Source organism: Streptomyces sp. NPDC003247, assembly GCF_042888135.1.
Classification (GTDB): domain Bacteria; phylum Actinomycetota; class Actinomycetes; order Streptomycetales; family Streptomycetaceae; genus Streptomyces.
This window is the reverse complement of sequence record NZ_JBIAPF010000002.1, coordinates 919,123-941,506: the sequence shown is the minus strand read 5'-3', so window position 1 is coordinate 941,506 and position 22,384 is coordinate 919,123. Positions and strand designations below refer to the sequence as shown.

The window sequence follows — 22,384 nt, the reverse complement described above, 5'->3', positions numbered from 1 at the left end:
TTACTCTCCTTCAACCCGCATGATGCTGGCGACACCCCGCACGGTGTCGAGCTTGCGCAGCGCCTCGACGGTCCCGGTCAGGGAGGCGTCGGACGCGCGGTGGGTGACGACGACGAGGGAGGCGTCGTCGCCCCCGTCCTGTCGTCCTTGCTGGCGCACCGTATCGATGGATACGCCGTGCTCGGCGAACACGGTGGCCACCTGGGCGAGAACGCCCGGTTTGTCCGCCACGTCGAGGCTGATGTGGTAGCGGGTGACCACATCCCCCATCGGCGAGACGGGCAGGGCGGCGTACGCCGACTCGCCGGGCCCCGTCGCCCCGCTGAGCCGGTTGCGGCACACGGCGACGAGGTCGCCGAGCACGGCGGAGGCGGTGGGCGCACCGCCCGCGCCGGGGCCGTAGAACATCAGCTGTCCCGCCGCGTCCGACTCCACGAACACGGCGTTGTACGCGCCGCGCACGGAGGCGAGCGGGTGGGTCAGCGGAATCATGGCGGGGTGCACCCGCGCGGTGACGGACCCCCCGTCGGCCGCCCGCTCGCAGAGGGCGAGCAGCTTGATGGTGCAGCCCATCTCCCGGGCGGAGACGAAGTCGGCCGCGGTGACCTCGGTCATGCCCTCGCGGTAGACGTCGTCGAGGCGCACGCGCGTGTGGAAGGCGATCCCGGCGAGGATGGCCGCCTTGGCGGCGGCGTCGAAGCCCTCGACGTCGGCGGTCGGATCGGCCTCCGCGTACCCGAGGGCGGTGGCCTCGTCCAGCGCCTCCTGGTACCCGGCCCCCGTGCTGTCCATCTTGTCGAGGATGAAGTTGGTCGTGCCGTTGACGATGCCCATCACCCGGTTGATCTTGTCGCCGGCGAGGGACTCGCGCAGCGGCCGGATCAGCGGGATGGCGCCGGCGACGGCGGCCTCGTAGTAGAGGTCCTCACCGTGCTCGTCCGCGGCCGCGTGCAGGGCGGCGCCGTCCTGGGCGAGCAGCGCCTTGTTCGCGGAGACGACGGAGGCGCCGTACTCGAACGCGGTGGTGATGAGGGTACGGGCGGGCTCGATGCCTCCGATGACCTCGACGACGACGTCGATGTCGCCGCGCTTGACGAGCGCGGTGGCGTCGGTGGTGACCAGGGACGGGTCGATGCCCTCGCGGACCCGGGAGGGCCGCCGCACCGCGACGCCCGCCAGCTCGACGGGGGCGCCGATCCTCGCGGCGAGGTCGTCGGCGTGCGTCGTCATGATGCGCGCCACCTCTGAGCCGACCACTCCACAGCCCAGCAGCGCCACCTTCAGCGGACGCGTACGCATCATCCGACCTCGTTTCCTCATACCGTCTACGGTTGCTCCAGTCTCACTCACCGGACCGCAGTTTCTGTCCTCGGTCCGGATCGTGAGACATTGATTTCATTTCCACAGGGGCGGCAGACAGGAGATCTTCCGCCCCGGCGTCCACGGGAATTCTCCCGCTCCCCCGGCGTCCCCCGCCTCATCCGACGTCGAGCCGCAGCAGGTCCTCCTCGGTCTCGCGCCGGACGACGACCCGCGCCTCACCGTCGTGCACGGCGACGACGGGCGGACGCAGGACGTGGTTGTAGTTGCTCGCCATGGACCGGCAGTACGCCCCCGTGGCGGGCACCGCGATCAGGTCACCCGGTGCCAGGTCCCCGGGCAGGAACGCGTCCTTCACGACGATGTCCCCGCTCTCGCAGTGCTTGCCGACCACGCGCACCAGCATCGGCTCGGCGTCGGAGGTCCGGGAGACCAGGGCGACGCTGTATTCGGCGTCGTAGAGCGCGGTACGGATGTTGTCCGACATGCCGCCGTCGACGGAGACGTAGGTGCGCAGCCCGTCGAGGGGCTTGATGGTGCCGACCTCGTACAGCGTGAAGGCGGTCGGGCCGACGATGGCGCGCCCCGGTTCGACGGAGATCCGCGGTGTGCGCAGGCGGGCGGCCTCGCACTCGCGCGTCACGATCTCGGTGAGCGCCTTGGCGATCTCGTGCGGCTCGCGGGGGTCGTCGTCGCTGGTGTACGCGATCCCGAGGCCGCCGCCGAGGTCGATCTCCGGCAGCTCCACGCCGTGCTCGTCGCGGACGTCCTTCAGCAGGCCGACGACCCGGTGGGCGGCGACCTCGAAGCCGGACATGTCGAAGATCTGCGACCCGATGTGGCTGTGGATGCCGATCAGCTCGAGACCGTCGAGCTGGAGAGCACGCCGTACGGCCTCGGCGGCCTGCCCGCCGGCCAGCGGGATGCCGAACTTCTGGTCCTCGTGGGCGGTGGCGATGAACTCGTGGGTGTGGGCTTCCACCCCGACGGTGATCCGGATCTGCACGCGCTGCCGCCTGCCCAGCGACTGCGCGATGTGCGCCACCCGCACGATCTCCTGGAAGGAGTCGAGCACGATCCGCCCGACACCGGCCTCCACGGCGCGGCGGATCTCCTCCACCGACTTGTTGTTGCCGTGGAAGGCGATGCGCTCGGCGGGCATGCCGGCGGAGAGGGCGGTGGCCAGCTCGCCGCCGGAGCAGACGTCGAGGTTGAGCCCCTCCTCGTGCAGCCACCGCACGACGGCGCGGGACAGGAACGCCTTCCCGGCGTAGAAGACGTCGGCGTCGCCCCCGAAGGCGACGCGCCACGCCCGTGCCCGCGCCCGGAAATCGGCCTCGTCGAGGATGTACGCCGGCGTGCCGTGCTGCTCGGCGAGCGTCTTGACGTCGACCCCGCCGACGGTGACGACGCCGTCGGCGGTGCGGGTGACGGTCTGCGCCCACACCTTGGGGTCGAGGGTGTTGAGGTCGGCGGGCGGGGCCGCGTGGTGCCCTTCGGGGAGGACGTCGGCGTGACGGGGCCCGGCGGGGTGTGCGGAACGGCTCATCGTGAACGTGCTCTTTCAGAGGTGATCGGGTGCGTCGATGCCGAGCAGGGTCAGGCCGCCGGCCAGCACCGTCCCGGCGGCTTCGGCGAGCGCGAGCCGGGCGCGGTGGGCGGCCGAGGGTTTCTCCTCACCGCGGGGCAGGACGGTGGGCAGCAGGACGAGGGTGGCGTCCGCGAGGGCGACGAGGTGCCGGGTGAGGCGGGAGGGCGTGGCGATGCCGTCCGGGTGCGGAACGGCGGCGACGGTGGCGAGGATCCGGGGGTGGTCGGCGAGCAGGGCGACGAGTTCCCGGACGGACGCCGCACCGATGTCGTCGTGACCATCGCGACCGTCGGGGTCGCCGGGCTCGGCGGTGAACCCCAGATCTGCCGCGTTGCGGCCGAGGGCGCGGGTGCGGGCGTGGGCGTACCGGACGCGGAAGAGCGGATTTCCCTCCCGCTGGACCAGATGGTCGGCGCTGACGCGGGGCCGGTCGTGCGGGGCGGGATGGAGCAGGGCCCACTGAACGGCGTCGGGCCCGAGCGGAGCGGGGTCCTCCGGGGCGGGGACGGGCCTCAGGTTGACCGGCTCGCGGTGCCTGACCTCGACGCGCCCGCCCTGCGAGCCGACGATCCGCGCGAGCGCGTCGGCGAGGACCTCGGCGCGCACGTCGAAGGGCACCCGCAGCTCGAAGACGCGCCCGGCGAGGGTGTCGCCGTGCCCGTATCGCTCTCCCTCTTCCCGTATCCGCTCGACGAGCGCGACGGCGGCGGCAGTGTGATCGACCCTGATGTTGAGGAACCCCGGCCCGGTGATCTCCACCCCGGTGACGCCGGCCTCGCCCGCCAGATGGGCCCGCAGCACCTCCGCGACCCGCAACGGCGGCTGCCCGGCGGGACGCGCGAGCTGGAGGGCGATGTTGGTGGCGTAGTCCCCGCTCCCCCCGGGCCCGGGGGGTCCGACCACGGCCCGCGACGGCACGGCCACCCCCAGCTCCCCGGCATCGACAGCACGACGCACCGCGTGCAGCACGGTACGGGACAGCTCGACGGGGGTCACGGGACAAGCGTAGGGGAGGAGGGGGGTGGGTAGGCGAGCCGGTTTGGGGAGGGTCCGGGATGTGGACGGTGGCCCGAGGGCCCGCTCTACTCGGCGCCGGACAGGTTACCCGTCACGCTCCCCGTACCCGTCCCTGTTCCCGTCCTCGCCCCCACGCCTTCCACTCCCCCGCCGCCTTCCCCACGCTTGCCTTCCAGCAGGCCGCGTACGAGGGCCACGAGTTCGGCGGGCTCGAAGGGCTTGGGAAGGAAGGCGTCGACGCCCGCGTCGAGGCCGGCCTCGACCTCGTACCGGGTGCAGGCGCTGATGATCGCGAGAGGAAGATCACGGGTGAGCGGATCGGCACGCAGCCGCGCCGCCGTCCGGAGCCCGTCCAACCGGGGCATGACGACATCGAGGGTCACAAGATCGGGCCGAACCTGATGAACGACATCCAGACACTCGGCACCATCGGACGCGGTCACGACCTCGAGGCCCTCCAGCTCGAGATTGACCCTGATCAGCTGCCGAATGACCTTGTTGTCGTCCACAACAAGCACCCGGCCGGACGCGCCTGACACACCTCGAGAGTAGGTCGAGACCGGCCACCGCGTCCGGGTTTTCCCCACTTCCACCCCGTGCGGGGGACCCAGGGCCCACGGACCCTGCGACTCCGGCGCGCCGACCTCGGGACCTGCGCTCCCCCGACTCACGGAAACCCGTTCCTGACCACCCCGACAGAGCTGGTAGTGTTCTACCCGTCGCCGCGAGCGAGCAGCTCAACGCCACACAGCCCCTGAAGTTCAGGGGCACGCCCCCGTAGCTCAGGGGATAGAGCAACGGCCTCCGGAGCCGTGTGCGCAGGTTCGAATCCTGCCGGGGGCACTCGCATTGCAGAAGCGTGAGTGCTTTACAGACCCCGTCACCAGCGGAAACGACTGGTACGGGGTCTTCGCGTATGTGCCATCAAGTGCAGCGCTCCGCAGCCGGATGACAGTGATCACATTGCAATAGCGTGATGATCTTGGGCGGCTCTTCGCAGGTCAGCGACCGCTTCCCGGTGTTCGCCAGCCGCCATGGAGTAGAAGCGCGAAACGTTCGACGCTTGTCCCCAGCATCCCCCGCCTCACGCGACAGCCCCGAGCAGTAGTCGCTCGGGGCTGCGCAAAACGTTTGACGCTCCTACCTACTCCTCCGCGAGTCCTCGCATGATCCGGTCGTTCATCTCCTGCTCATGGCCGTCGATGCACTTGGCGTAGATCTTCAAGAGCACGTCCACCGAGTGGCCGGCGCGGGCGTCAACCTCCGGGGCGGGCACTCCAGAGTTGAGCCACTGGGAGACGCCCGCGTGCCGGAGGTCGTACGGCCGGAAGGCGAGGAGCGAGGACACCTGATCGGGGACGAGCGCCAGTCTGAGCCACCCCCCTTGGCCGCGCTCTCGCCATACCGAGACAGCTGACCGACCCAACGCTCAGTAGCGTACGGGGAACCACTGACAGCGCGGTTGCACCACAAGCACACCAGAGCGGGCGGGGAACAGCGGGGAACCACGGTGAAGGCAGCCGTGCCCGACGAGGCCGCACCTTGACCATTCGACCAGGTCAGCGCCCGAACCAGCCCCGAATGATCGCGGCTTCCCAAGCTGAGGGCACAGACACCGTCGTTACGAGGCGGCCGGGCTCTGGTCGACGGCACCGGCAGCGTGGTGGAAGCCGGTGGGGTGCAGCGAGGCATACGCGCGCCTGGTCAGTCGGCGCACCCGCCATCGTGGCTGGCTGTCGTCGGCTGAGGCATAGACCAACCCGTGTCCAACTCGAAGCAGACGTCTCCGGTAGCTCACCCGCGGCCGGCGCGGCAGGACTGTACATCCTGGACACCATGACGAACCCCGAAGGCCCTTACGTGAAGGTGCATTTCCGGCTTGAGATCGAGGACGACTGGCCTCCGACGTCGGTGGAGAGCCTGTGGGCTGTCGACCAGGGCGACGGCACCGCGCGGCTCGACAACATCCCCTGGTTCGTCCGAGGCATTGCCTGCGGAGACATCGTGACCACCGAGCCCGACGAGGAGGGCGTGTGGTGGGCCGGCGAGGTGGTACGGCGGTCGGAGAACTGCACCATCCGCCTCATCGTGCTCCGTGACGGCGGCTCGGGAGCCGCACGGCAGAGCGTGATCGACGCTTTTCATGAACTCGGAGTCTGCGGTGAGGGCATAGAGCGGTTCAGCATGGTCACTCTGGACGTCCCGCCCACCGCCGACCTTGCCAAAGTCCAAAGGCTGCTCAATCAGGGCGTCGCCAAGGGGTGGTGGGACACCGAAGAGGGGTGCATCACCGCACAATGGCGGGCTGCTTCCGCTGGTTGACGCCGTTCATGTGAGCCATGGCCAGGCAGTCTCTGGGCCGTCCGAGGCTGCTCAGCGGTGGCCAAATGATGACCAACGAGGACCACCACGAGTACGAACCCACCACCCCTGAGGTGGCAAAACGCAGGTCGCCAAGATCCCCGACAAGAACCGAGGCAAAAGAGACACCCGCCAAGGAGGGCGAAAAAAACGTTGATCGTGTAGGCAGCCGCAGGTCACGGGGCCGTCCGTGATCAGCTGTGGCTGTGCAACGGCACGGCGTGTGCATCATGGGACATGGGGATTGATCTGGAGCTGCACTCATCGACGCCGACCCGCAACAAATGGCGCAAGTCCCGCGCGACACTCCTGCGGAGCTCCTACTGCGTGACAACACCCGCGCACAGCAGCGGACAACTATGCACACCGGCGCACCATCGCAGCAGGTGAGGACCACATCGGCCCAAGGCAGAGCGCCCGTCGTAGCTGCTTCGGGACGAAGAGGTCCGTGCCCATCCGTGCCCAATCGCTCGAGGGAGCCACTGCGGCGCACGGGCGTCACCCAGCGCGATGTCCCCCAATCCTTTCTGACCTGGCCAGGGGCCGCTGTTACTCTTCATCGCACGGGAGGCGGAGGGATTTGAACCCACGGTGACATCGCTGCCACGACGGTTTTGCTTAGCACTACCCGTACTCGGCGACGAACTGGGGGCGGTACATCTCTCGGTAACGGTCGAGTGCGTTTTCGAGCTTGGTGGCTCCTCGGGGAACGACGTTGATGAGCTGGTCCCAGCCTAGAAATCGGAGGTGGTCCGGGATCTCTACCAGACCGGTGATCGCGTCCCAGAAGGCATCCCAGTTCATGCCGTAGAAGTCTGGGAAGCGCAGCTCTCTCTTCAGCAGAAGATGCAACATGCGCTCATCGGCTACCCCGCCGACATCAATGGTGACCACGGCGACATGATTGCAAGTCCTGTCCGCCTCTGCTGTGCCGCAGCGGAGTACTACCAGGAGCCGACCGATAGAACACATGGGGGGCCACCGGGCGTGCCAGACACGACGGGGAGTCACGGGGAACATCGGTCGTCACGTCGGCGGCCGACGTGTTCCCAGCCTGCTCCGCCCAGGTAAGTGCAACTATCGGCACTGGTGTACCCAAGCTGCGCACCACGTGCGCTGGGACAGCAGCAAAGAGCCCCGTACGACAGCGCAGGGGGCGATGCCGTACGGCCAGGCCAGCTGATCGAGGGAGCAACCTCACACCGCGACCAGCCAGCGTCTGAGGAACGGTTCAGGCTGTCGGCTGCCGACGCCTCGCTCATTAGCCGGAGACGTTCCAGCCGCCGCGCCGTTGGACACCACTCCTCGCCGGTCGGTTATGGCGTCAGGTCCTTTCCTCGTGTTCTTCGACCGTGGTCGGCAAGCGTTCGTCGACGGAGTGATCCCGGCCGAGTCCGCTTGCCGAGGCGAGGCGCAGGAGTTCCGCCGAGGCGCTCGGCCGTGTCGGGGGACACGCGGCCCAGTTCGACCAGCCCATGGCCGAAGACGTTCAGATCTGCGCGCAGGCGTTCGCCCAGCTCAGCGGTTAAAAGCGCCGCAGACGATCGCAGCTTCCAGAGCTGAGAGTCTGGCGTCCACTCTCCACATCATGCTCGACATCGAGCTACCGCGGGCCCTGATTGCTGGGCAAATCGGCGTGTACGCATCTCGGTTGAGGGTGGCCGATTATGTTCGTGCGCACGAGCCAGTAGGTGACTGGACGCGTGACGGCGCGCTCCTCTTCCCCGGGCTCTTTTCACCGCCCGGAATCGCTACGCCCGGTGTTGACCGCACCAGGCATGTGCAGGAGTTCAGCGCCGAGTGCCTCGCGCGCCGCGGCGACGAATTCACCGCTCGTTGCAAACCGAGCGTTGAGTGCTTGCGCTCGGGCGGACGGATCGAGCTCAGCGGCGCAGTCCGGCGCATCGGGACGAGAGCCCACGATACGTGCATGCAATCGAAATTCCTTGCCTATGCTCCGTACTAGCACTGCTCCCAGTTCTGCGACCTGCTCCGGTCCCACCAGGCGAACCCTGATGTAAGCCTCGTCAAGTTCCCTCCGCGCGGTGAATCCCGCTTCCCAATGCGGTGGCTCGGTGAACGGCCTTGCCATCCAACCGCTGTCCAGCACTCGGTAGGCAGCATCAGCCTGAGATAGAAATCGCTCGTACGACTCGCGCCGCATGTCCCTGTAGGCGTTCGCGCGCTGCTCGGCGCGTTCCTCCCCCGCCAGGAGAGCCTGATGCCGAAGTTGCCTACTGGTCGTCCAAGCCGAGATCGAGCCCGCCAGCGCTGCAGCGGTCAGCGTTGACAAAGAAGTGACCAAGGCAACCGCAACGGTGTCATTCACGGCCGCTATTGTCCCGTACCTGGACGCCCTACGTCCTGCTTCGATCGGTGGCTGGTAGCGCCTGAGCCCGGTATCCCCCGGACCCGCGCCGGCCGGGCCACGATCCCCGACCACCGCGTCCCCAGGTACACGAGCGTGAGGGTGTATCAGCTCATAAAGGCCGGGCCGTGGTTCTTCCGGCAGAGGCCAGGCCACCAGAGGTGGCTTCCCGGACGGCCCGGACCGAAGAGGAGACAAGCCCCGAGGAGCTCGCCACGCTGTGCGGCGGACGCGTCACTGTGATCACAGTCTGCCCGTCGCCCTTGGCAGCTTGATCGGCATCCTGACATCGTGAGCACCACCACCGACTTGCACGAGTGCGCGGGGAGTTCCACCGGGGGATGAGTGAGGGTGCTGCCGGGCAGCACCCTCTCCGCCCGGGTCACAGGCCCCGTTCGTCCATCAGTCGCAGCAGGTTCCGTTTGCGCCTCTGGGCTGTGCGCAGGGCCGTGATGTACGTGGTGAACTCGTGCGGTGTGTTCAGGTGGTGGTGGCAGTCGCGGATGTTCAGGAGCAGGCTGACGAGTTGTTCGTAGACCGCGTTGCCGGTCTGTCCGGTGAGCGGCTCGGCCAGGCGTAGGTAGACGTCGAGTGCGTCGGCGGGGCGGTCGGCGCGGGACTGGTCGGCGAGGGTGCGCCATTGGCGCTCGTGGGCGCCGGTTTCGGTGGCGGCTTGCCAGGCCACGTCGACGTCTCCGTCGTCGAGCAGCGCGTCGATGAGGACAGGGCCGTCGTATCGGCTGTTCTGCCGCCGGTTCGCTTCTGTGCGGAGGAGGGTACGTGCCTCCTCTCGCTCGGTCTGCCAGCAGTCGGCGGCCTGGGCGGCGGCGCGGAGTTGTCTGTAGGTGAGCAGGGTGCGGCGGGCGGCGAAGTGGTCGCGGCGCAGGGTTACGGCTTCGGGGAGCCGGTTCGCCCGCGTGTAGCGGTCGGAGAGGTAGTCGATGAGGGCGGTGTCGGCGGTGGCGAGGTCCTCGGTGTGCCTGATGCCGCGTTCCGCCCAGCGCAGGGCCTCGTCGGGGCGCCCCGCGCCGTCCAGTTCACGGGCGATGAGCAGGTGGGTGTGGCCGTTCGGGGCGAGGTCGGCCGCGTGCACGGCGATCACAGCGTCGACATCGCCTCCCGCCTTGGCCATGCGCTCCATCAGGTACTTCTCGGCCCAGCCGGTGCGGTTGCCCCGCCATGCCTCGACCGCCAGTCTCCGCAGGGCGGTCATCCCCGGTTCGCCGAGGACGTCCTCGTAGTCGAGCGGATCGATGTCGGTCAGGTCGTCGGCTTCGCCGAGGACGTGGCCGGCCAGCCAGTGCGCGAGTTCCTCCGGGTCGGGGCGGGCGGCGCGGCATGCGTCGTGGTGGGCGTCGGCGAGGTCGGCTCCGATCTGCATGAGCCGTCCGTCGGAGTCGTCGACGCTCTCCAACGCCTTGGCCAGCAGCAGCATCGCCTCCTGCGCCAGGACCATCGCGTCGGCGGCCCGGCCCGAGCCGGTCAGCGCCCTGAGCGCGGACAGGACCTGCCCGGCCTGGTCGGCGTAGGCGCGGGCGTCGGCGTACTCGACGTACCCGTACCGTGCGAACGGGCCGATGTCCAGCAGCTCACGGACGCGGGCCCGGACCGCGGGCAGGTCGCCCCGGGCGTTCGCGGCCCGCAGTTCCAGGCGGCGGCGCAGCTGCCGGTCCTCGGCGATCTGGTCCCGTAGGAGGGCGAGCAGTTCATCCTTCGACAGGCCGGACAGCCAGGCGTCGAGGCCGTGTGCTCGATCCTGAGCCGCCTTCCGTTGCCTCGGCAGGCTGTCCCCCCGGGCGAGCACGGTCAGGCCGAGCGCGACCAGGTGCTTGCAGAAGTTGCCCTCCAGGCCGTACGGGCAGTCGCACGCGCCGGCCAGGCCCCCGGGCTCGTCCAGGGCCAGCTCCGCCTCGTACCGTTCCGTGCCGTGGACGGTCGCGGTGACCCGGGCGTCACCGACGTCGACCCCGGCCACCGCATCGAGGTACCCGAGCCCGCGCTCGAAGGAACGGGCACCGGCCAGCGCCCTGAGGTTCGCCTCCGTAAGGCCGTCCACGACACTCCCCCACCCGGACTGCGGCTCTGCTTGTACGGCCGTCAGCGTACGTCCGCCCGCGGGCCCGGTCCGGCGATCCGCCGGGAAAGCACACCATCGGTGGCCTGTGCGGCGCGCCGGTCGCTTGCCGCCGGGGGCTTGGGGGCGGGGTCCGTGCGGGGCGGCTGCGGGACGGCGTGGCGGCGTGGGGTCGGGAGGGCGAGGGTCGGGTTGGCGACGGCCCAGGCCGCGCCCTTGCAGATCAGTTCCTTGTAGAGGGCGGCGAGCCTGCCGGTGAGGGTCGCGTCGACGGCGCGGTCGTCGGCGGTGACGTACTGGATCAGGCCTTCCCTGCGGCCCAGGGAGATGCACTGGTTGAAGTAGCGGAGCGGCACGTGCGGGAGCTTGCCGCCGGTCAGGCGGGCCGCGATGGCGTCGGCGGCCTGCCAGGCGGTGGGGACGCCCGAGGCACACGACATACGCAGGGGCTTGTCGCCGGCGCCCGTCGCCAGGGCCGCGTCGCCGATGGCGTACACGTCGGGGTGTGAGAGCGAGCGCATGGTGTCGTCGACCACGATCCGGCCTGTTTCGGTGGTCTCCAGGGTGGTGGCCTGGGCGATCGGGTGGGCCGCGAAGCCCGTCGTCCAGACGGTGACGGCGGCCGGGACGGGGGTGCCGTCGGCGGTGGTGACGTGGTCGGCCCCGACGGCGGTGACGGCGGTGTGCTCGTGCACGGTGATGCCGAGCCGGTCGAAGACCTTCCGCAGGTGCCGGCGGCCCTTGGCGGAGAGCCAGTCGCCGAGGGCGCCCCGGGCGGCGAGGGCGACGGCGAGGTCCGGGCGGGCGTCGGCGATCTCGGTCGCGACCTCCAGGCCGGTGAGTCCGCCGCCGACCACGACCACGGGCTGTCCGGCGTCCAGCCGGGCCAGGCGCTCGCGCAGCCGCAGCGCTCCGGGGCGACCGGCGATCTCGTGGGCGTGTTCGGCGGCGCCGGGGACGCCCTGGTCGGTCCAGCCGCTGCCGAGGGCGTACACGAGGGTGTCGTACGTCAGCTCTTCGGCGCCGTTCGCGGTGTGGACGGCGACGGTCTTGCGGTCGACGTCCACGGCGGTGACCTTCGCGAGCCTCAGTTCGACGCCGGTGCCCGCGAACATCTCGCTGAACGGCCGGGGCCTGAGGTCCTGGCCGGTCGCGAGCTGGTGCATCCGTACGCGTTCGACGAAGTCGGGCTCGGCGTTGACGAGGGTGATGGCGACGTCGTCGCGGTGCAGCCGCTTGGCGAGGCGGCCGGCGGTGATGGCTCCCGTGTATCCGGCTCCGAGGACGACGATGCGGTGCTGCATGTCCGTACTCCTGACTGCTGTCTGGGGCGGGTTCGCCACTTGAACCGGGTGGCCTCCCGTTTCCTGACAGGAGTGGAGTGTGAAGCACGTCACAGCACTTCACGGCGCCTCACAGCGCCTCAACGTGCCTCACCGCGTGGTCAGAAGGTGACCAGCAGGGGTTCGCCGTGGTCGGTGGCCGACCACCGCCGGGTCGCGCGTTCGAGCTTGTCGGGGTTGACCTGGTTGCGGAACGCGGCGATGCCCTCGGCGGTGATCTCCAGGCACATGACGCCGATGACGCGGCCGTCGACGACCGCCACCACGGCGGGGCCGCCGTTGGCGGTCGTGGGGTACATCTCGGGTGAGCCGCCGACCAGGGCGCGCTTGGCCTTGCCGGGGGCGAACAGGCCCCGCATGAACTTCGCGACCGCGAGAGCGCCCTCGAACGCCTTGGCCCGGGCCGGGACCTTCCCCCCGCCGTCCCCCATCGAGATGGCGTCCTGGGTGAGCAGCTGCACGAGGGGCTCGGTCCGGCCGCTGGTGGCGGCCGCGAGGAACTCCTCGACGATCCGGCGCGTGGTGGCCTCGTCGGTCTCGGTGCGGGCCTTGCCGTCGGCGACGTGCTTCTTGGCGCGGTGGAAGATCTGCTGGCTGGCGGCCTCGGTGATGCCCAGGATCTCGGCGACCTCCCGGTGCGGGTAGTCGAAGGCCTCCCGCAGCACGTACACCGCCCGCTCGTTGGGCGAGAGGCGCTCCAGGAGGGCGAGGACCGCGTACGAGACCGACTCGCGCTGTTCGGCGGTGTCGGCCGGGCCCAGCATCGGGTCTCCGGCGAGCAGCGGCTCGGGGAGCCATTGGCCCACGTAGGTCTCGCGCCGCGCGCGGGCCGAGGTGAGCTGGTTGAGGCACAGGTTGGTGAGGACTTTCGTCAGCCAGGCCTCGGGGACCTCGACGTGGTCGACGTCGGCGGCCTGCCAGCGCAGGAACGTGTCCTGCACGGCGTCCTCGGCCTCGCTCGCGGAGCCGAGGAGGCGGTAGGCGATGGCCTCCAGGCGGGGCCTCGACGCCTCGAAGCGGTCCACGTCGTCCATGGTCAGGGACATGGCCCGGATCCTAGCTCTCGCGGCCCTCGCACGGGTGACGGACGCCTGTGCCGTTCGGGCCTCGCGTGAGGAAGGATGGCCGGGTGTCCACCATGATCGTTGAGATCCACGTGCCGTTGTCGTCGGTCCCGAACCCGCCGGACGGTGCCTCCCCGTCCCAGTCCTCCTGGATCGACCAGGTCGAGGACTTCCTGGTCGATGTCGAGGACCAAGGTGATGCGGAGGTCTACGACGAGGGGGAGCAGGTCGAGGACGCCTACGTCTTCTTCGTCACCGGGGCCGGCGAGGAGGAGCTGCTGGCGGTGGCGTCCCGTGTGGCGCTGCTGCCCGGGGTTCCCGCCGGGGCGTTCGCGGTCGTCAGCCACGAGGGGGCCGAGGAAGTGGGGGTGGGGCGGCGGGTGGAGCTGCCGTCGGCCGCCCGGGCCTGAGAGCCCCGGGGGCCGCCCCGGCCTATTGGCCGCAGGGGCCGCCCCGGCCTGAGGGCCGCAGGCGCCGCGACATGTCTCCGGTCCGGTGGCGTGCGCGGCTTCAGGGCTGCGGCCGTTCCGCCACTAGCGGCCGTTCCGCCGCTAGCGGGAGTCGGCCGCCGTGGCCGCGTTGGTGGTCGTGGCGTTCGTGGCGGTCGTGGTCGTGGCGGTCGTGGTCGTGGCGGTCATGGTCCTGGCGGTTGTGGTCGTAGCGGTCATGGTCCTGGCGGTCGTGGTGGTGTGTTCGTCGCGCTGGGCGGTGATGCGGCCCGTGGGAGGAGTGTCGGTGCGGGGGCGGGGGCGGAGCAGCCAGGCTGCCAGTGCGGCGCCGAACAGCATGGTGACGCCGGAGACGAGCAGGCACAGCTGGAGTCCGTCCAGGAAGGACCGGGAGAGGGCGTGCAGGGCGGGGGCGGTGTCGCGGCCCAGGGGGAGGGCGGCGACGGCTCCGAGGCCGTCGGCTTCCACGGCGTCCCGTATCCGGCGGCTGGTCGCGTCCGTCAGGCCGGCCGCGGCGAGGTGACCGGGCAGGGCGGCGACCGCCTTGCCGGTCAGCAGTGCGCCGAGGATCGCGGGGCCGAGGGCGCCGCCGACCTGGCGGAAGGCGTTGTTGCCGGCCGCGGCCATGGCCGCCTGGTGGTGCGGCACCGAGGAGACGGCGGTCGCGGTGATGCAGGGGAAGGCCAGGCCCAGGCCCAGGCCGAGGAGTGCCAGGCGCCAGGCCAGGGAGGCGAAGGAGGTGTCGGTGCCGGCGTTCATCAGGGAGAACAGCGCCACGGCGGTGAGGGCGAGTCCGCTCGTGATCAGCGTGCGCGGTGACAGGTGGCGCATCAGCCGGCCGACCGCGGTGCCCAGGATCATGGGCGGCGCGGTGGCCATCAGCAGCCGCAGGCCGGCCTCCAGGGTGCTGAGCCGCTGGACCATGCCCAGGTAGAGGCTGAGGACGAAGAAGAAGCCGAGCAGTCCCAGGAAGCTGATCATCACGACCAGCGCCGACCCGGTGAAGGCGGGGCTGCGGAACAGCGACAGGTCCAGCATCGGGCTCGGGCTGCGCCGTTCGGCGAGGACGAACGCCACGGCGGAGCAGACCGCCACCACCAGGGCCGCGACGACCCGGGCCGCGGTGAACGAGGTGGCGCCGCCCTCGATGACGCCGTACACCAGGGCGACGATGGCCAGGGCGGCGGTGATCTGGCCCGGCCAGTCCAGCTTCCGCTCGACCGGGGAGCGGGACTCGGTCAGGACGAAGGCCGCGACGACCATGGTGATCAACGACAGGGGAAGGGGCAGCAGGTAGATCCAGCGCCAGGCGGCGTGCTCGACGATGACGCCGGCGACGAGCGGGCCGACGGCCAGGGAACCCATCATCGACGTCGTCCACAGGCCGATGTACTTGCCGCGTTCCCGCGGGTTCGGGACGGCGTGGCTGATCAGTGCGAGCGTCATCGGCAGCAGCGCGGCGGCGCCCACGCCCGCCAGCGCCTGGCCGATCCAGACCGTCTCGACCGACTGCGCGGACAGGCCGACCGCGGCGCCCAGCGCGCAGAAGGCCAGGCCGGTCTGGAAGACCTTCTTGCGTCCGTGGACGTCGCCGAACACGCCGGCGGTGAGGATCAGCGCGGCGACCGGCAGGACGAACGCGTCGGACACCCAGGACAGGTCGGCCGTCGACGCGTCCAGCGCCTGCTGGATGACCGGCAGGCTCACCGCGACCGTCGTCACGGGGAAGTAGCCGACGAACACCCCCAGACAGGCCATGACCAGCGTCGCCGTACGCCGGTCGCGGCGTTCCTCCATCACTGCTGCACTCACTCCGGGCTCCTTCGCGACCACGTGCGGACACCTTCGGTCGAACGACCGACGCACGACCGGCACACGACCGGCGCACGACCGTCGAGCGACCGACGAGCGACCGACGAACGCCCGTCGAACGACCTGGGAACTATGCGGCGCCCCCGGCCCGCGAGGCGAGCCGGCAGCCGTCGACGCCCGATTTCCGACAGGGCGGCCGCTGTCGGGGCGGGAAAGTTCCACGCTCCGGAACGGGCTCCGGAAAAAAACGGGCTCCGGGACGGGCTCCGGAGCGGGTCCGGGACAGGCTCCGGAACGGATACGGGACAGGCTCCAGAACGGCTCCGGAACAGGTGAGGCACCCGCCCCGAACCACCTCGCTCCGTGAGGTCATGGCCATCGATCGGGTGGGCGGGGCACGGGATTCATGAGACGCGCCGTTCCGGTTCGCCCGGATACGCCCATAAGACAGGTGTTATGTGGTTATGCACACTCATACGCGGCGTAGCCTGCTCGGTGCCTCGATCGCGGCCGTCGGATCGGGAGCCCTGACCTCGTGTTCCGGTTCCGGCTCGCGCCCGGGGGCCGAGCGTCGGCCGGAGTCCGGGACGAGCCCGGGTGCGGGGCCCGGCCCCCGCTCGGCGTCCGGATCGCCTTCGGGGCTCCACCCCCACTCGGCGGGCAGGACCGACGGTCACGACGGTGGCGGCTTCGTACCCAAGGGACCCGAGGGATACGTGAACCCGTCCGACCCCGAGGTCGTCGCCGCCGAGGAGGCGCGCGGGAAGGGGCCCGTGCGCAAGTTCAGGCTGACGGCCACCGAGACCTCCCTCGACCTCGGCGGGCGGACCGTCAGATCATGGGCGTACGGCGACTCGCTGCCCGGCAAGGAGGTGCGGGTGTCGACGGGCGACATCCTCGAGATGACGCTCGCCAACCACCTGCCGGAAGCGACGACGCTCCACTCGCACGGCATCCGTCTGCGCTGCGACATGGACGGCGTCCCCGGCCTCACCCAGCACTCGATCAGGCCCGGCGCGGACTTCACCTACCGCTTCGCCGTGGCGCACCCGGGCACGTACTGGCTGCACTCCCACTCGGGCATGCAGCTCGACCGCGGCCTCTACGCCCCGCTGATCGTCGAGGACCCCAAGGAGCCGCTGTCGTACGACAAGGAGTGGGTCGTCGTCCTGGACGACTGGGTGGACGGTGTCGACGGCTCCACTCCGGACGGCGTGCTCACGCAGCTGAGCAAGGGCCGGCGCGTGCCGATGGACATGGGCGAGGACGACCTGCACACGGGGTCCGGACACGGCGGGCCCTCCGGCACCGGCCGGCCGGGAGGCGGAAAGGCCACCGGCCCCTCCCGCATCCTGCACGGGGTGCGGAGCAGCATCCTGAGAAGCGACGGCGGGCATGTCGACTACCCGTACTACCTGGCCAACGGCCGGCTGCCGCGGGCGCCCTCGGTGTTCCGGGCGCGGCCCGGCGACCGGATCCGGATCCGGCTGATCAACGCCGGGGGCGACACGCCCTTCCGGGTCGCGCTCGGCGGTCACCGGATGACCGTGACCCACACCGACGGCTACCCCGTCGAGCACACCTGGACGGACGCGCTGATCCTGGGCATGGGCGAACGTTACGACGTCCTGGTCACCGTCAAGGACGGTGTGTTCCCGCTGGTCGCCCTCGCCGAGGGGAAGAAGGGCCGGGCCCTGGCGGTCCTGCGGACGAGCGGCGGGAAGCTGCCCGGGCCCTCCGTGCGCCCCCGGGAACTCGACGGCCGGCTCGTGCCGGCGAGACGGATGGTGCCCGACGAGTCCGTGGCCTTCCAGGACCGCGCCCCGGACCGCGAACTGCGCTTCCGGATGACCGGCAGCATGGAGAAGTTCGACTGGTCCTTCGACCACCGGCCCTACGACATCGAACAGCGCTTCCCGATCGAGGAAGGGGAACGGGTCCGCGTGACCCTCGCCAACGCCACCGACATGTGGCACCCGATGCACCTGCACGGCCACACCTTCGCCCTCGCCGGCATCGACTCGGCCGGAGCCCGCAAGGACACCGCGCTGGTGCTGCCGCACCGCAAACTCGTCATCGACTTCAACGCCGACAACCCGGGACTGTGGATGCTCCACTGCCACAACCAGTACCACGCCGAGTCCGGCATGATGACCATCCTCGGCTACCGGAAGTGAACGGCGAGCGGGCGGCCACGTGACCACGTGGCCCCGGCCGTCAGCGGGGTCCGCGTGCCCGCCCGCTCGTGCTGGCGCGGACGCGGAGCTCCACCGGGACGACCGTCAGCGGGGGCGGCGGTGTCTCCGGCGCCTCGATGCGGTTCAGCAGGACGCGCAGGGAGCGGGTGCCGATCTCCGAGAAGTCCGTGCGGACGGTGGTCAGGGGCGGCAGGAAGTGGGCGGCCTCCGGGATGTCGTCGTAGCCGACCACGCTGACGTCGCCGGGGACGCTGCGGCCCGCCTCGTGCAGGGCCCGCAGAACCCCCAGGGCCATCTGGTCGTTCGACACGAATACGGCGGTGACCTGGGGGTTCTTCGCCAGTTCGCGTCCCCGTTCGTAGCCGGAGTCGGCGCTCCAGTCGCCGGTGAGGGGGGCGGGGACCTCGGCGCCGTGCGCCTCCAGGACGGCCCGCCAGCCGTCCGCGCGGCGGTCCGCCGACGTCCAGCCGGACGGGCCCGCCACGTGCCAGACCGTGGCGTGGCCGAGGGCGAGGAGGTGTCCGGTCGCCTTGCGGGCGCCGGAGACGGCGTCCGAGGTGACCACGGGAGTGCCGTCGCCGAGGTCGTTGTCCAGGACGACGAGCGGGGTGTCCAGGCGGGCCTCGGCCAGCCCCCTCGCCACCCACAGCTGCGGCGCGATCGCGATCACGCCGTCCGCGCCCTCCGCCGACAGCCGGTCCGCCGCCCGGACGACCGTGTCGCGGTCGGCCGTGTCCAGGGCGATCGAACTGACCAGGTAACCGGCCTCCTGCGCCGCCGTGTTGACGGCCGTCAGGGTCGAGGCGGGGCCGTACCGGGCCGCGTCGAAGGAGATCACTCCGAGCATCCGGGTGCGGCCGCTGGCCAGCGAGCGGGCGCTGCGGCTCGGGCGGTAGCCGAGCGTGCGCATCGCCGTGAGGACCGCCTCGCGGGTCTCCGGCCGGACGGCCGGGTGGTCGTTCAGCACCCGCGAGACCGTCTGCTTGGAGACGCCGGCCAGCTTCGCCACGTCTCCCATCACGGGACGCGCGCCCGCGAAGTTGCGCCGGCTGCGTCCCGGGCCTTGTCCCTTGCCCGCGCCCTTGCCGGGTTCCTGTTCCTGTCCCTGTTCCTGTCCCTGTCCCTGTTCCTGTCCCTGTTCCTTGCCGTTGCCCTTGCCGGGTTCCTGTCCCTTGTCGGCTTGGCCGCCGCCACCGTCGTCGTCGGCAGCTGCCGCAGCCGCAGCCGCTGCCGCAACCGCAGCGACGATTGCGCCGGGGTCGGCGTCGGGGGTGGTCATCGAGGGCTCTTTCTTCTTCAGCGGGGGCCGGTTCTTCTTCGGCAGGGGACCGGCCCTGCGCCGCCCCGGTTACGGCAGACCACAGGATAGGCCGGGTGGGGCGGGCGGGGCGGGGGTCGGAGGGGGCGGCGGCCGTCTCCGGGGGGTCACTCTTTCCGGTGGCCGAGGTCGGGGGTGTCCGTGAGGTGGGCTCGGGGGGCGGTGGTGGCGTGGAGTTCGAGGAGGAGCAGGTCGTTGGTGCCGGGGCGCAGGACGGGGGCGGGGACGTAGAGCGTGCGCTGGGGGCCGCGGTTCCAGTAGCGGCCGAGGGGGAAGCCGTTGATCCACGCCTGGCCCTTGGTCCAGCCGGGGAGGGACAGGAAGGTGTCGGCGGGGGTCGTGACGTCGAACGTGCCGTGGTGGAAGGCGGGTTCGGCGAGGGCGGACGCCGGGGTGGGGGTGGGCGGGAGGGTGTCCGGGGCGGGTGCGTCGTCCAGGGGGAGCGGGTGGCAGGACCAGCCGTGCAGGGGTGTGCCGTCGAAGGTGACCGGGCCCGACAGGCCCTTGTGGGTGCCGATGCGGGGGCCGTAGTTGACCCGGCCCATGTTCTCGACGAGGACGTCCAGGACAGCACCCGGGCGGGGGCTGCGGACGGGGAGGGTCTCCTCGTGGCGCTCGCGTTCGACGACGCCCGCGGGAGCGCCGTCCAGGAAGACCTGGGCGCGGTCGCCCACGCCGCCGGTGAAGTGCAGCAGACCGGCCCCTTCCACCGGAACGGTCGTGCGGTAGAGGACGTATCCGGCACGAAGTCCCAGGACGTCGGCGGAGACGGGGTCCGGGGCGTGGGTGGGGTGTTCGGTGAGGAAGGGGTACGGGGCGTCGGCCGGGCCGTCGGGGGGCGGGAGGAGCGGTGCGCGGCGGGTCAGCTCCACCGTGGTCGGCGGGAGCTTCGGGGAGGGGGCGGGCACCGGTTCGTCCGGGACCGGGGCGTGGCGGGCGATCACCTCCCGGAAGGCGTGGTACTTCGGACCCGGGTCGCCGCTCTCGGTGAGCGGGGCGTCGTAGTCGTACGACGTGACGGTGGGCACGTAGGCGTGGTGGTGGTCGGCGCCGTTGGTGAAGCCGAAGTTGGTGCCGCCGTGGAACATGTAGACGTTGACGGAGGCGCCGGCGGCGAGCAGGCGGTCCAGGTCGGCGGCCGCGTCGGCGGCGTCCCGGCCGTGGTGCGGGCCGCCCCAGTGGTCGAACCAGCCGATCCAGAACTCGGCGCACATCAGCGGGCCTTCGGGCTGGTGCTCGCGCAGGCGCGCCAGGGAGCGGTCGACGCGGCTGCCGAAGGTGGCCGTGGTGAGCACGCCGGGGAGGCCGCCCTTGGCGAAGTGCGTCGGGTCGGCCTGGTCGCAGGTGAAGAGGAGTTCCTCCACGCCGCGGGCGCGGAAGGCGTCCTCCAGGTGCTTGAGGTAGGCGGTGTCGTCGCCGTAGGCGCCGTACTCGTTCTCCACCTGTACGGCGATCACGGGGCCGCCGGACGCGGCCATGTGCGGCAGGAGCGGGGGGAGGAGGAGGTCGAGGTAGCGGTCCACCGCGTCCGTGAAGCGGGGGTCGCTGCTGCGCAGGCGGATGTCCGGGTCCGCGGTGAGCCAGTGGGGCAGGCCGCCGCCGTCCCACTCGGCGCAGATGAACGGGCCGGGGCGGAGCAGGACGTGCAGGCCCTCGGAGGCGGCCAGGCGGAGGAATCGGGGGAGGTCGAGGAGGCCGTCGAGGGCGAGGGTGCCGGGTTCGGGCTGGTGGAGGTTCCAGGGGATGTACGTCTCCACCGTGTTCAGGCCCATGAGGCGGGCCTTGCGCAGGCGGTCGGGCCACTGGTCGGGGTGGACGCGGAAGTAGTGCAGGGCGCCGGAGATGATCCTCAGGGGCCGGCCGTGGAGGAGGAAGCCGTCCTGGGTGGTGGTGAGGGCGGGCATGGCGGGCCTTTCCTTCGCGGGTGGGTTCGGGGGCTGCCTGCTGGGTGGGGTCCGGGGGCTTGGGGGCTGGGGAGGGAGGTGCGGAGATACCTGGACGCGCCAGGGCTCACTGCCCGACCCGGTGCCGGGGGTGCGGGAGCGTCGGGCACCCGCGGCTCGCTACGGGCCTGCCGAGCGGGTCACCCGGGTCAGCCACAGTGTGGCGGCCAGGCAGGTGGCCGAGAGGGTGGCGAGCAGGAGGGGTACGGCCTGGGTGCCGGACCACTCGATGACCTTGCCGAGGGCCGGGCCGGCCGCCACGCCGCCCACCATGGACGCCGCGATGACGACGGCGCCGGCCCGGCGGGCCCGGGGGGCCGCCCGGTGCAGCCAGGGGAGGCCGGTGGGGAAGATCGGCGCGATGAAGAGGCCGACACCCGCGTAGGCGTAGGGCGCCAGGGCGGGTACGGCGGCCAGGAGGAGGCAGACGGTCATGCCGGCGCAGGAGACGGTGATGATGGCCGGCGCCGAGAAGCGCAGGGCCAGCGGGGCGACCAGGAAGCGGCCGGCGGTCATCATCAGCCAGTAGACGGAGGTGGCGGTGGCGGCGATGCCGGCGCCGTAGCCGACGGCTTCCAGGTGGGTGGGTTCCCAGCCGCCGACACCGGCCTCGATGCCGACGTGCAGGACGTAGAGGGCGACGAAGACGGCCAGGACGGAGGCCAGGCTGCGGGCCAGTGCCGGGGAACCGGGGGTGGCCGCGGGCTCGGCGTCGGCGTCGGCCTCGCCCGGTCGGGGGGCTCGGTCGCGTACGCCCTTCAGGCACAGCAGCAGGGGCAGGTTGGCCAGGGCGAAGCCCAGGAAGACCGCCTCGTGTCGGTCGGCGCCGACCGCGCCGATCAGGGCCGGGCCGAGGATCGCGCCGACGCCGAAGTGGGCGTTGAGGATGTTGAGCAGCGCGGCGGACCGGTGGCCGAAGCCGACGGCGAACAGCTGGTTCAGGCCGTAGTCGATGCCGCCGAAGCCGAGGCCCGCGAGGAGGGCGGCGGTGAGGGCGAGAGGCCAGGCGGGCGCGAGCGCGAAGCCCGCCGCGCCGAGCGCCATCAGCAGGTAGGAGGCGCCGAGGATGCGGCGGTTGCCGGTCCGGCCGTACAGGCGGTCGAAGAGCAGGACGCCGACGACCCCGCCGATGAAGTGGGCGCTCAGGGCGAGACCGGCGGCCGAGGGCGTGAGGCCGAACTCCTCGCGCAGGGTCGGGATCGCGGGACCGTAGAAGGCCTGGAGGGCGCCGATGAGGACGAAGCCGGCACAGGACGCGACGACGGCGGTGGGGGTGAAGGCCGGGGTGGTGGTGGCGGGGGCGCGACGCTGTGTCGTCCGGTCGGTCACGCGGGCTCCAGGAGAAGGCCCACGGCGGCGTGGGCGGCCAATGACGAACTCCGACGCTTGGCGATGTTACCGGTAACATTCGGGCCGTCAAGATCTCCCGCGCAAGGAACGAACGAAGGGCGGCGGCGCGCCTGACGGATCGTCACGTATTCATGGCCGACCGGTCGCCACGTCGCGCGGCGGCCCGTACGGAGGAT

At 71.1% G+C, this 22,384-nt stretch carries 16 protein-coding genes, 1 tRNA gene and 1 pseudogene; 4 read left to right on the top strand and 14 right to left on the bottom strand.

The genetic code is table 11. The features are described 5' to 3' along the window. The 4 genes from ACFYWQ_RS09145 to ACFYWQ_RS09130 all read right to left on the bottom strand — a co-directional run bounded on the left by ACFYWQ_RS09145 (position 1) and on the right by ACFYWQ_RS09130 (position 4,521). Positions 1-1,299, bottom strand: a complete 1,299-nt coding sequence (locus ACFYWQ_RS09145; protein WP_389514442.1) for a homoserine dehydrogenase — start codon at positions 1,297-1,299, stop codon at positions 1-3. 178 nt (positions 1,300-1,477) lie between these two features. Continuing rightward, positions 1,478-2,869, bottom strand: a complete 1,392-nt coding sequence (gene lysA, locus ACFYWQ_RS09140) for a diaminopimelate decarboxylase (protein ID WP_389514201.1) — start codon at positions 2,867-2,869, stop codon at positions 1,478-1,480. Between the two features lie 15 nt (positions 2,870-2,884). Next, the gene (gene nrtL / locus ACFYWQ_RS09135) at positions 2,885-3,907 is read right to left on the bottom strand and encodes an ArgS-related anticodon-binding protein NrtL (protein WP_389514200.1); all 1,023 of its coding nucleotides are present in this window, start codon (positions 3,905-3,907) and stop codon (positions 2,885-2,887) included. 86 nt (positions 3,908-3,993) lie between these two features. Next, on the bottom strand, positions 3,994-4,521 hold the full coding sequence (locus ACFYWQ_RS09130; RefSeq protein ID WP_389514198.1) for a response regulator: 528 nt from the start codon (positions 4,519-4,521) through the stop codon (positions 3,994-3,996). A 178-nt stretch (positions 4,522-4,699) separates the two neighbouring features. Between ACFYWQ_RS09130 and ACFYWQ_RS09125 the strand changes: the two genes are divergently transcribed. Further along, positions 4,700-4,771: transfer RNA gene (locus tag ACFYWQ_RS09125), tRNA-Arg, on the top strand. Between the two features lie 301 nt (positions 4,772-5,072). Here the strand turns inward: ACFYWQ_RS09125 and ACFYWQ_RS09120 are convergent. After that, a pseudogene (locus tag ACFYWQ_RS09120) lies at positions 5,073-5,297 on the bottom strand (site-specific integrase); the annotation flags it as partial. Positions 5,298-5,764: 467 nt separating this feature from the next. Between ACFYWQ_RS09120 and ACFYWQ_RS09115 the strand changes: the two are divergent. Further along, entirely contained in the window at positions 5,765-6,250 is a 486-nt protein-coding gene (locus ACFYWQ_RS09115; protein WP_389514196.1) for a DUF4265 domain-containing protein, read from the top strand. Between the two features lie 663 nt (positions 6,251-6,913). On the opposite strand, the gene ACFYWQ_RS09110 is transcribed toward ACFYWQ_RS09115, so the two are convergent. From ACFYWQ_RS09110 to ACFYWQ_RS09090, 5 genes are all read right to left on the bottom strand, one after another. Next, entirely contained in the window at positions 6,914-7,183 is a 270-nt protein-coding gene (locus ACFYWQ_RS09110) for a barstar family protein (RefSeq protein ID WP_389514194.1), read from the bottom strand. 841 nt (positions 7,184-8,024) lie between these two features. Then, on the bottom strand, positions 8,025-8,618 hold the full coding sequence (locus ACFYWQ_RS09105; protein ID WP_389514192.1) for a hypothetical protein: 594 nt from the start codon (positions 8,616-8,618) through the stop codon (positions 8,025-8,027). A 421-nt stretch (positions 8,619-9,039) separates the two neighbouring features. After that, positions 9,040-10,713: an SWIM zinc finger domain-containing protein gene (locus ACFYWQ_RS09100; protein ID WP_389514190.1), complete on the bottom strand. Its 1,674-nt coding sequence runs from the start codon at positions 10,711-10,713 to the stop codon at positions 9,040-9,042. 41 nt (positions 10,714-10,754) lie between these two features. Next, complete coding sequence (locus ACFYWQ_RS09095; RefSeq protein ID WP_389514188.1) at positions 10,755-12,035, bottom strand: NAD(P)/FAD-dependent oxidoreductase; 1,281 nt, start codon at positions 12,033-12,035, stop codon at positions 10,755-10,757. A gap of 140 nt (positions 12,036-12,175) precedes the next feature. Next, a complete protein-coding gene (locus ACFYWQ_RS09090; protein ID WP_389514186.1) occupies positions 12,176-13,120 on the bottom strand; it encodes an RNA polymerase sigma-70 factor in 945 nt (314 codons plus the stop codon). A 92-nt stretch (positions 13,121-13,212) separates the two neighbouring features. On the opposite strand from ACFYWQ_RS09090, the gene ACFYWQ_RS09085 reads away from it, so the two are divergent. Beyond that, positions 13,213-13,548: a hypothetical protein gene (locus ACFYWQ_RS09085; RefSeq protein WP_389514440.1), complete on the top strand. Its 336-nt coding sequence runs from the start codon at positions 13,213-13,215 to the stop codon at positions 13,546-13,548. 141 nt (positions 13,549-13,689) lie between these two features. Here ACFYWQ_RS09085 and ACFYWQ_RS09080 read toward each other — a convergent pair whose 3' ends face one another. Further along, positions 13,690-15,384, bottom strand: a complete 1,695-nt coding sequence (locus tag ACFYWQ_RS09080) for an MFS transporter (protein WP_389514437.1) — start codon at positions 15,382-15,384, stop codon at positions 13,690-13,692. Between the two features lie 479 nt (positions 15,385-15,863). Between ACFYWQ_RS09080 and ACFYWQ_RS09075 the strand changes: the two genes are divergently transcribed. Continuing rightward, entirely contained in the window at positions 15,864-17,576 is a 1,713-nt protein-coding gene (locus ACFYWQ_RS09075) for a multicopper oxidase family protein (RefSeq protein WP_389514184.1), read from the top strand. 40 nt (positions 17,577-17,616) lie between these two features. Here the strand turns inward: ACFYWQ_RS09075 and ACFYWQ_RS09070 are convergent, their stop codons facing one another. The 3 genes from ACFYWQ_RS09070 to ACFYWQ_RS09060 form a co-directional block, all read right to left on the bottom strand. Beyond that, on the bottom strand, positions 17,617-18,615 hold the full coding sequence (locus tag ACFYWQ_RS09070) for a LacI family DNA-binding transcriptional regulator (RefSeq protein ID WP_389514434.1): 999 nt from the start codon (positions 18,613-18,615) through the stop codon (positions 17,617-17,619). Between the two features lie 407 nt (positions 18,616-19,022). Further along, on the bottom strand, positions 19,023-20,819 hold the full coding sequence (locus ACFYWQ_RS09065; RefSeq protein WP_389514182.1) for a beta-galactosidase family protein: 1,797 nt from the start codon (positions 20,817-20,819) through the stop codon (positions 19,023-19,025). A 159-nt stretch (positions 20,820-20,978) separates the two neighbouring features. Then, positions 20,979-22,187: an MFS transporter gene (locus ACFYWQ_RS09060; protein ID WP_389514180.1), complete on the bottom strand. Its 1,209-nt coding sequence runs from the start codon at positions 22,185-22,187 to the stop codon at positions 20,979-20,981. Positions 22,188-22,384 lie beyond the last annotated feature (197 nt).

Bases quoted from the DNA above. Each gene is read 5' to 3' on its own strand.
- lysA (WP_389514201.1), bottom strand. From the start codon at position 2,869: ATGAGCCGTTCCGCACACCCCGCCGGGCCCCGTCACGCCGACGTCCTC.
- ACFYWQ_RS09145 (WP_389514442.1), bottom strand. From the start codon at position 1,299: ATGCGTACGCGTCCGCTGAAGGTGGCGCTGCTGGGCTGTGGAGTGGTC.
- ACFYWQ_RS09085 (WP_389514440.1), top strand. From the start codon at position 13,213: ATGATCGTTGAGATCCACGTGCCGTTGTCGTCGGTCCCGAACCCGCCG.
- ACFYWQ_RS09115 (WP_389514196.1), top strand. From the start codon at position 5,765: ATGACGAACCCCGAAGGCCCTTACGTGAAGGTGCATTTCCGGCTTGAG.
- ACFYWQ_RS09080 (WP_389514437.1), bottom strand. From the start codon at position 15,384: ATGGAGGAACGCCGCGACCGGCGTACGGCGACGCTGGTCATGGCCTGT.
- ACFYWQ_RS09095 (WP_389514188.1), bottom strand. From the start codon at position 12,035: ATGCAGCACCGCATCGTCGTCCTCGGAGCCGGATACACGGGAGCCATC.
- ACFYWQ_RS09090 (WP_389514186.1), bottom strand. From the start codon at position 13,120: ATGTCCCTGACCATGGACGACGTGGACCGCTTCGAGGCGTCGAGGCCC.
- ACFYWQ_RS09065 (WP_389514182.1), bottom strand. From the start codon at position 20,819: ATGCCCGCCCTCACCACCACCCAGGACGGCTTCCTCCTCCACGGCCGG.
- ACFYWQ_RS09075 (WP_389514184.1), top strand. From the start codon at position 15,864: ATGCACACTCATACGCGGCGTAGCCTGCTCGGTGCCTCGATCGCGGCC.
- ACFYWQ_RS09070 (WP_389514434.1), bottom strand. From the start codon at position 18,615: ATGGGAGACGTGGCGAAGCTGGCCGGCGTCTCCAAGCAGACGGTCTCG.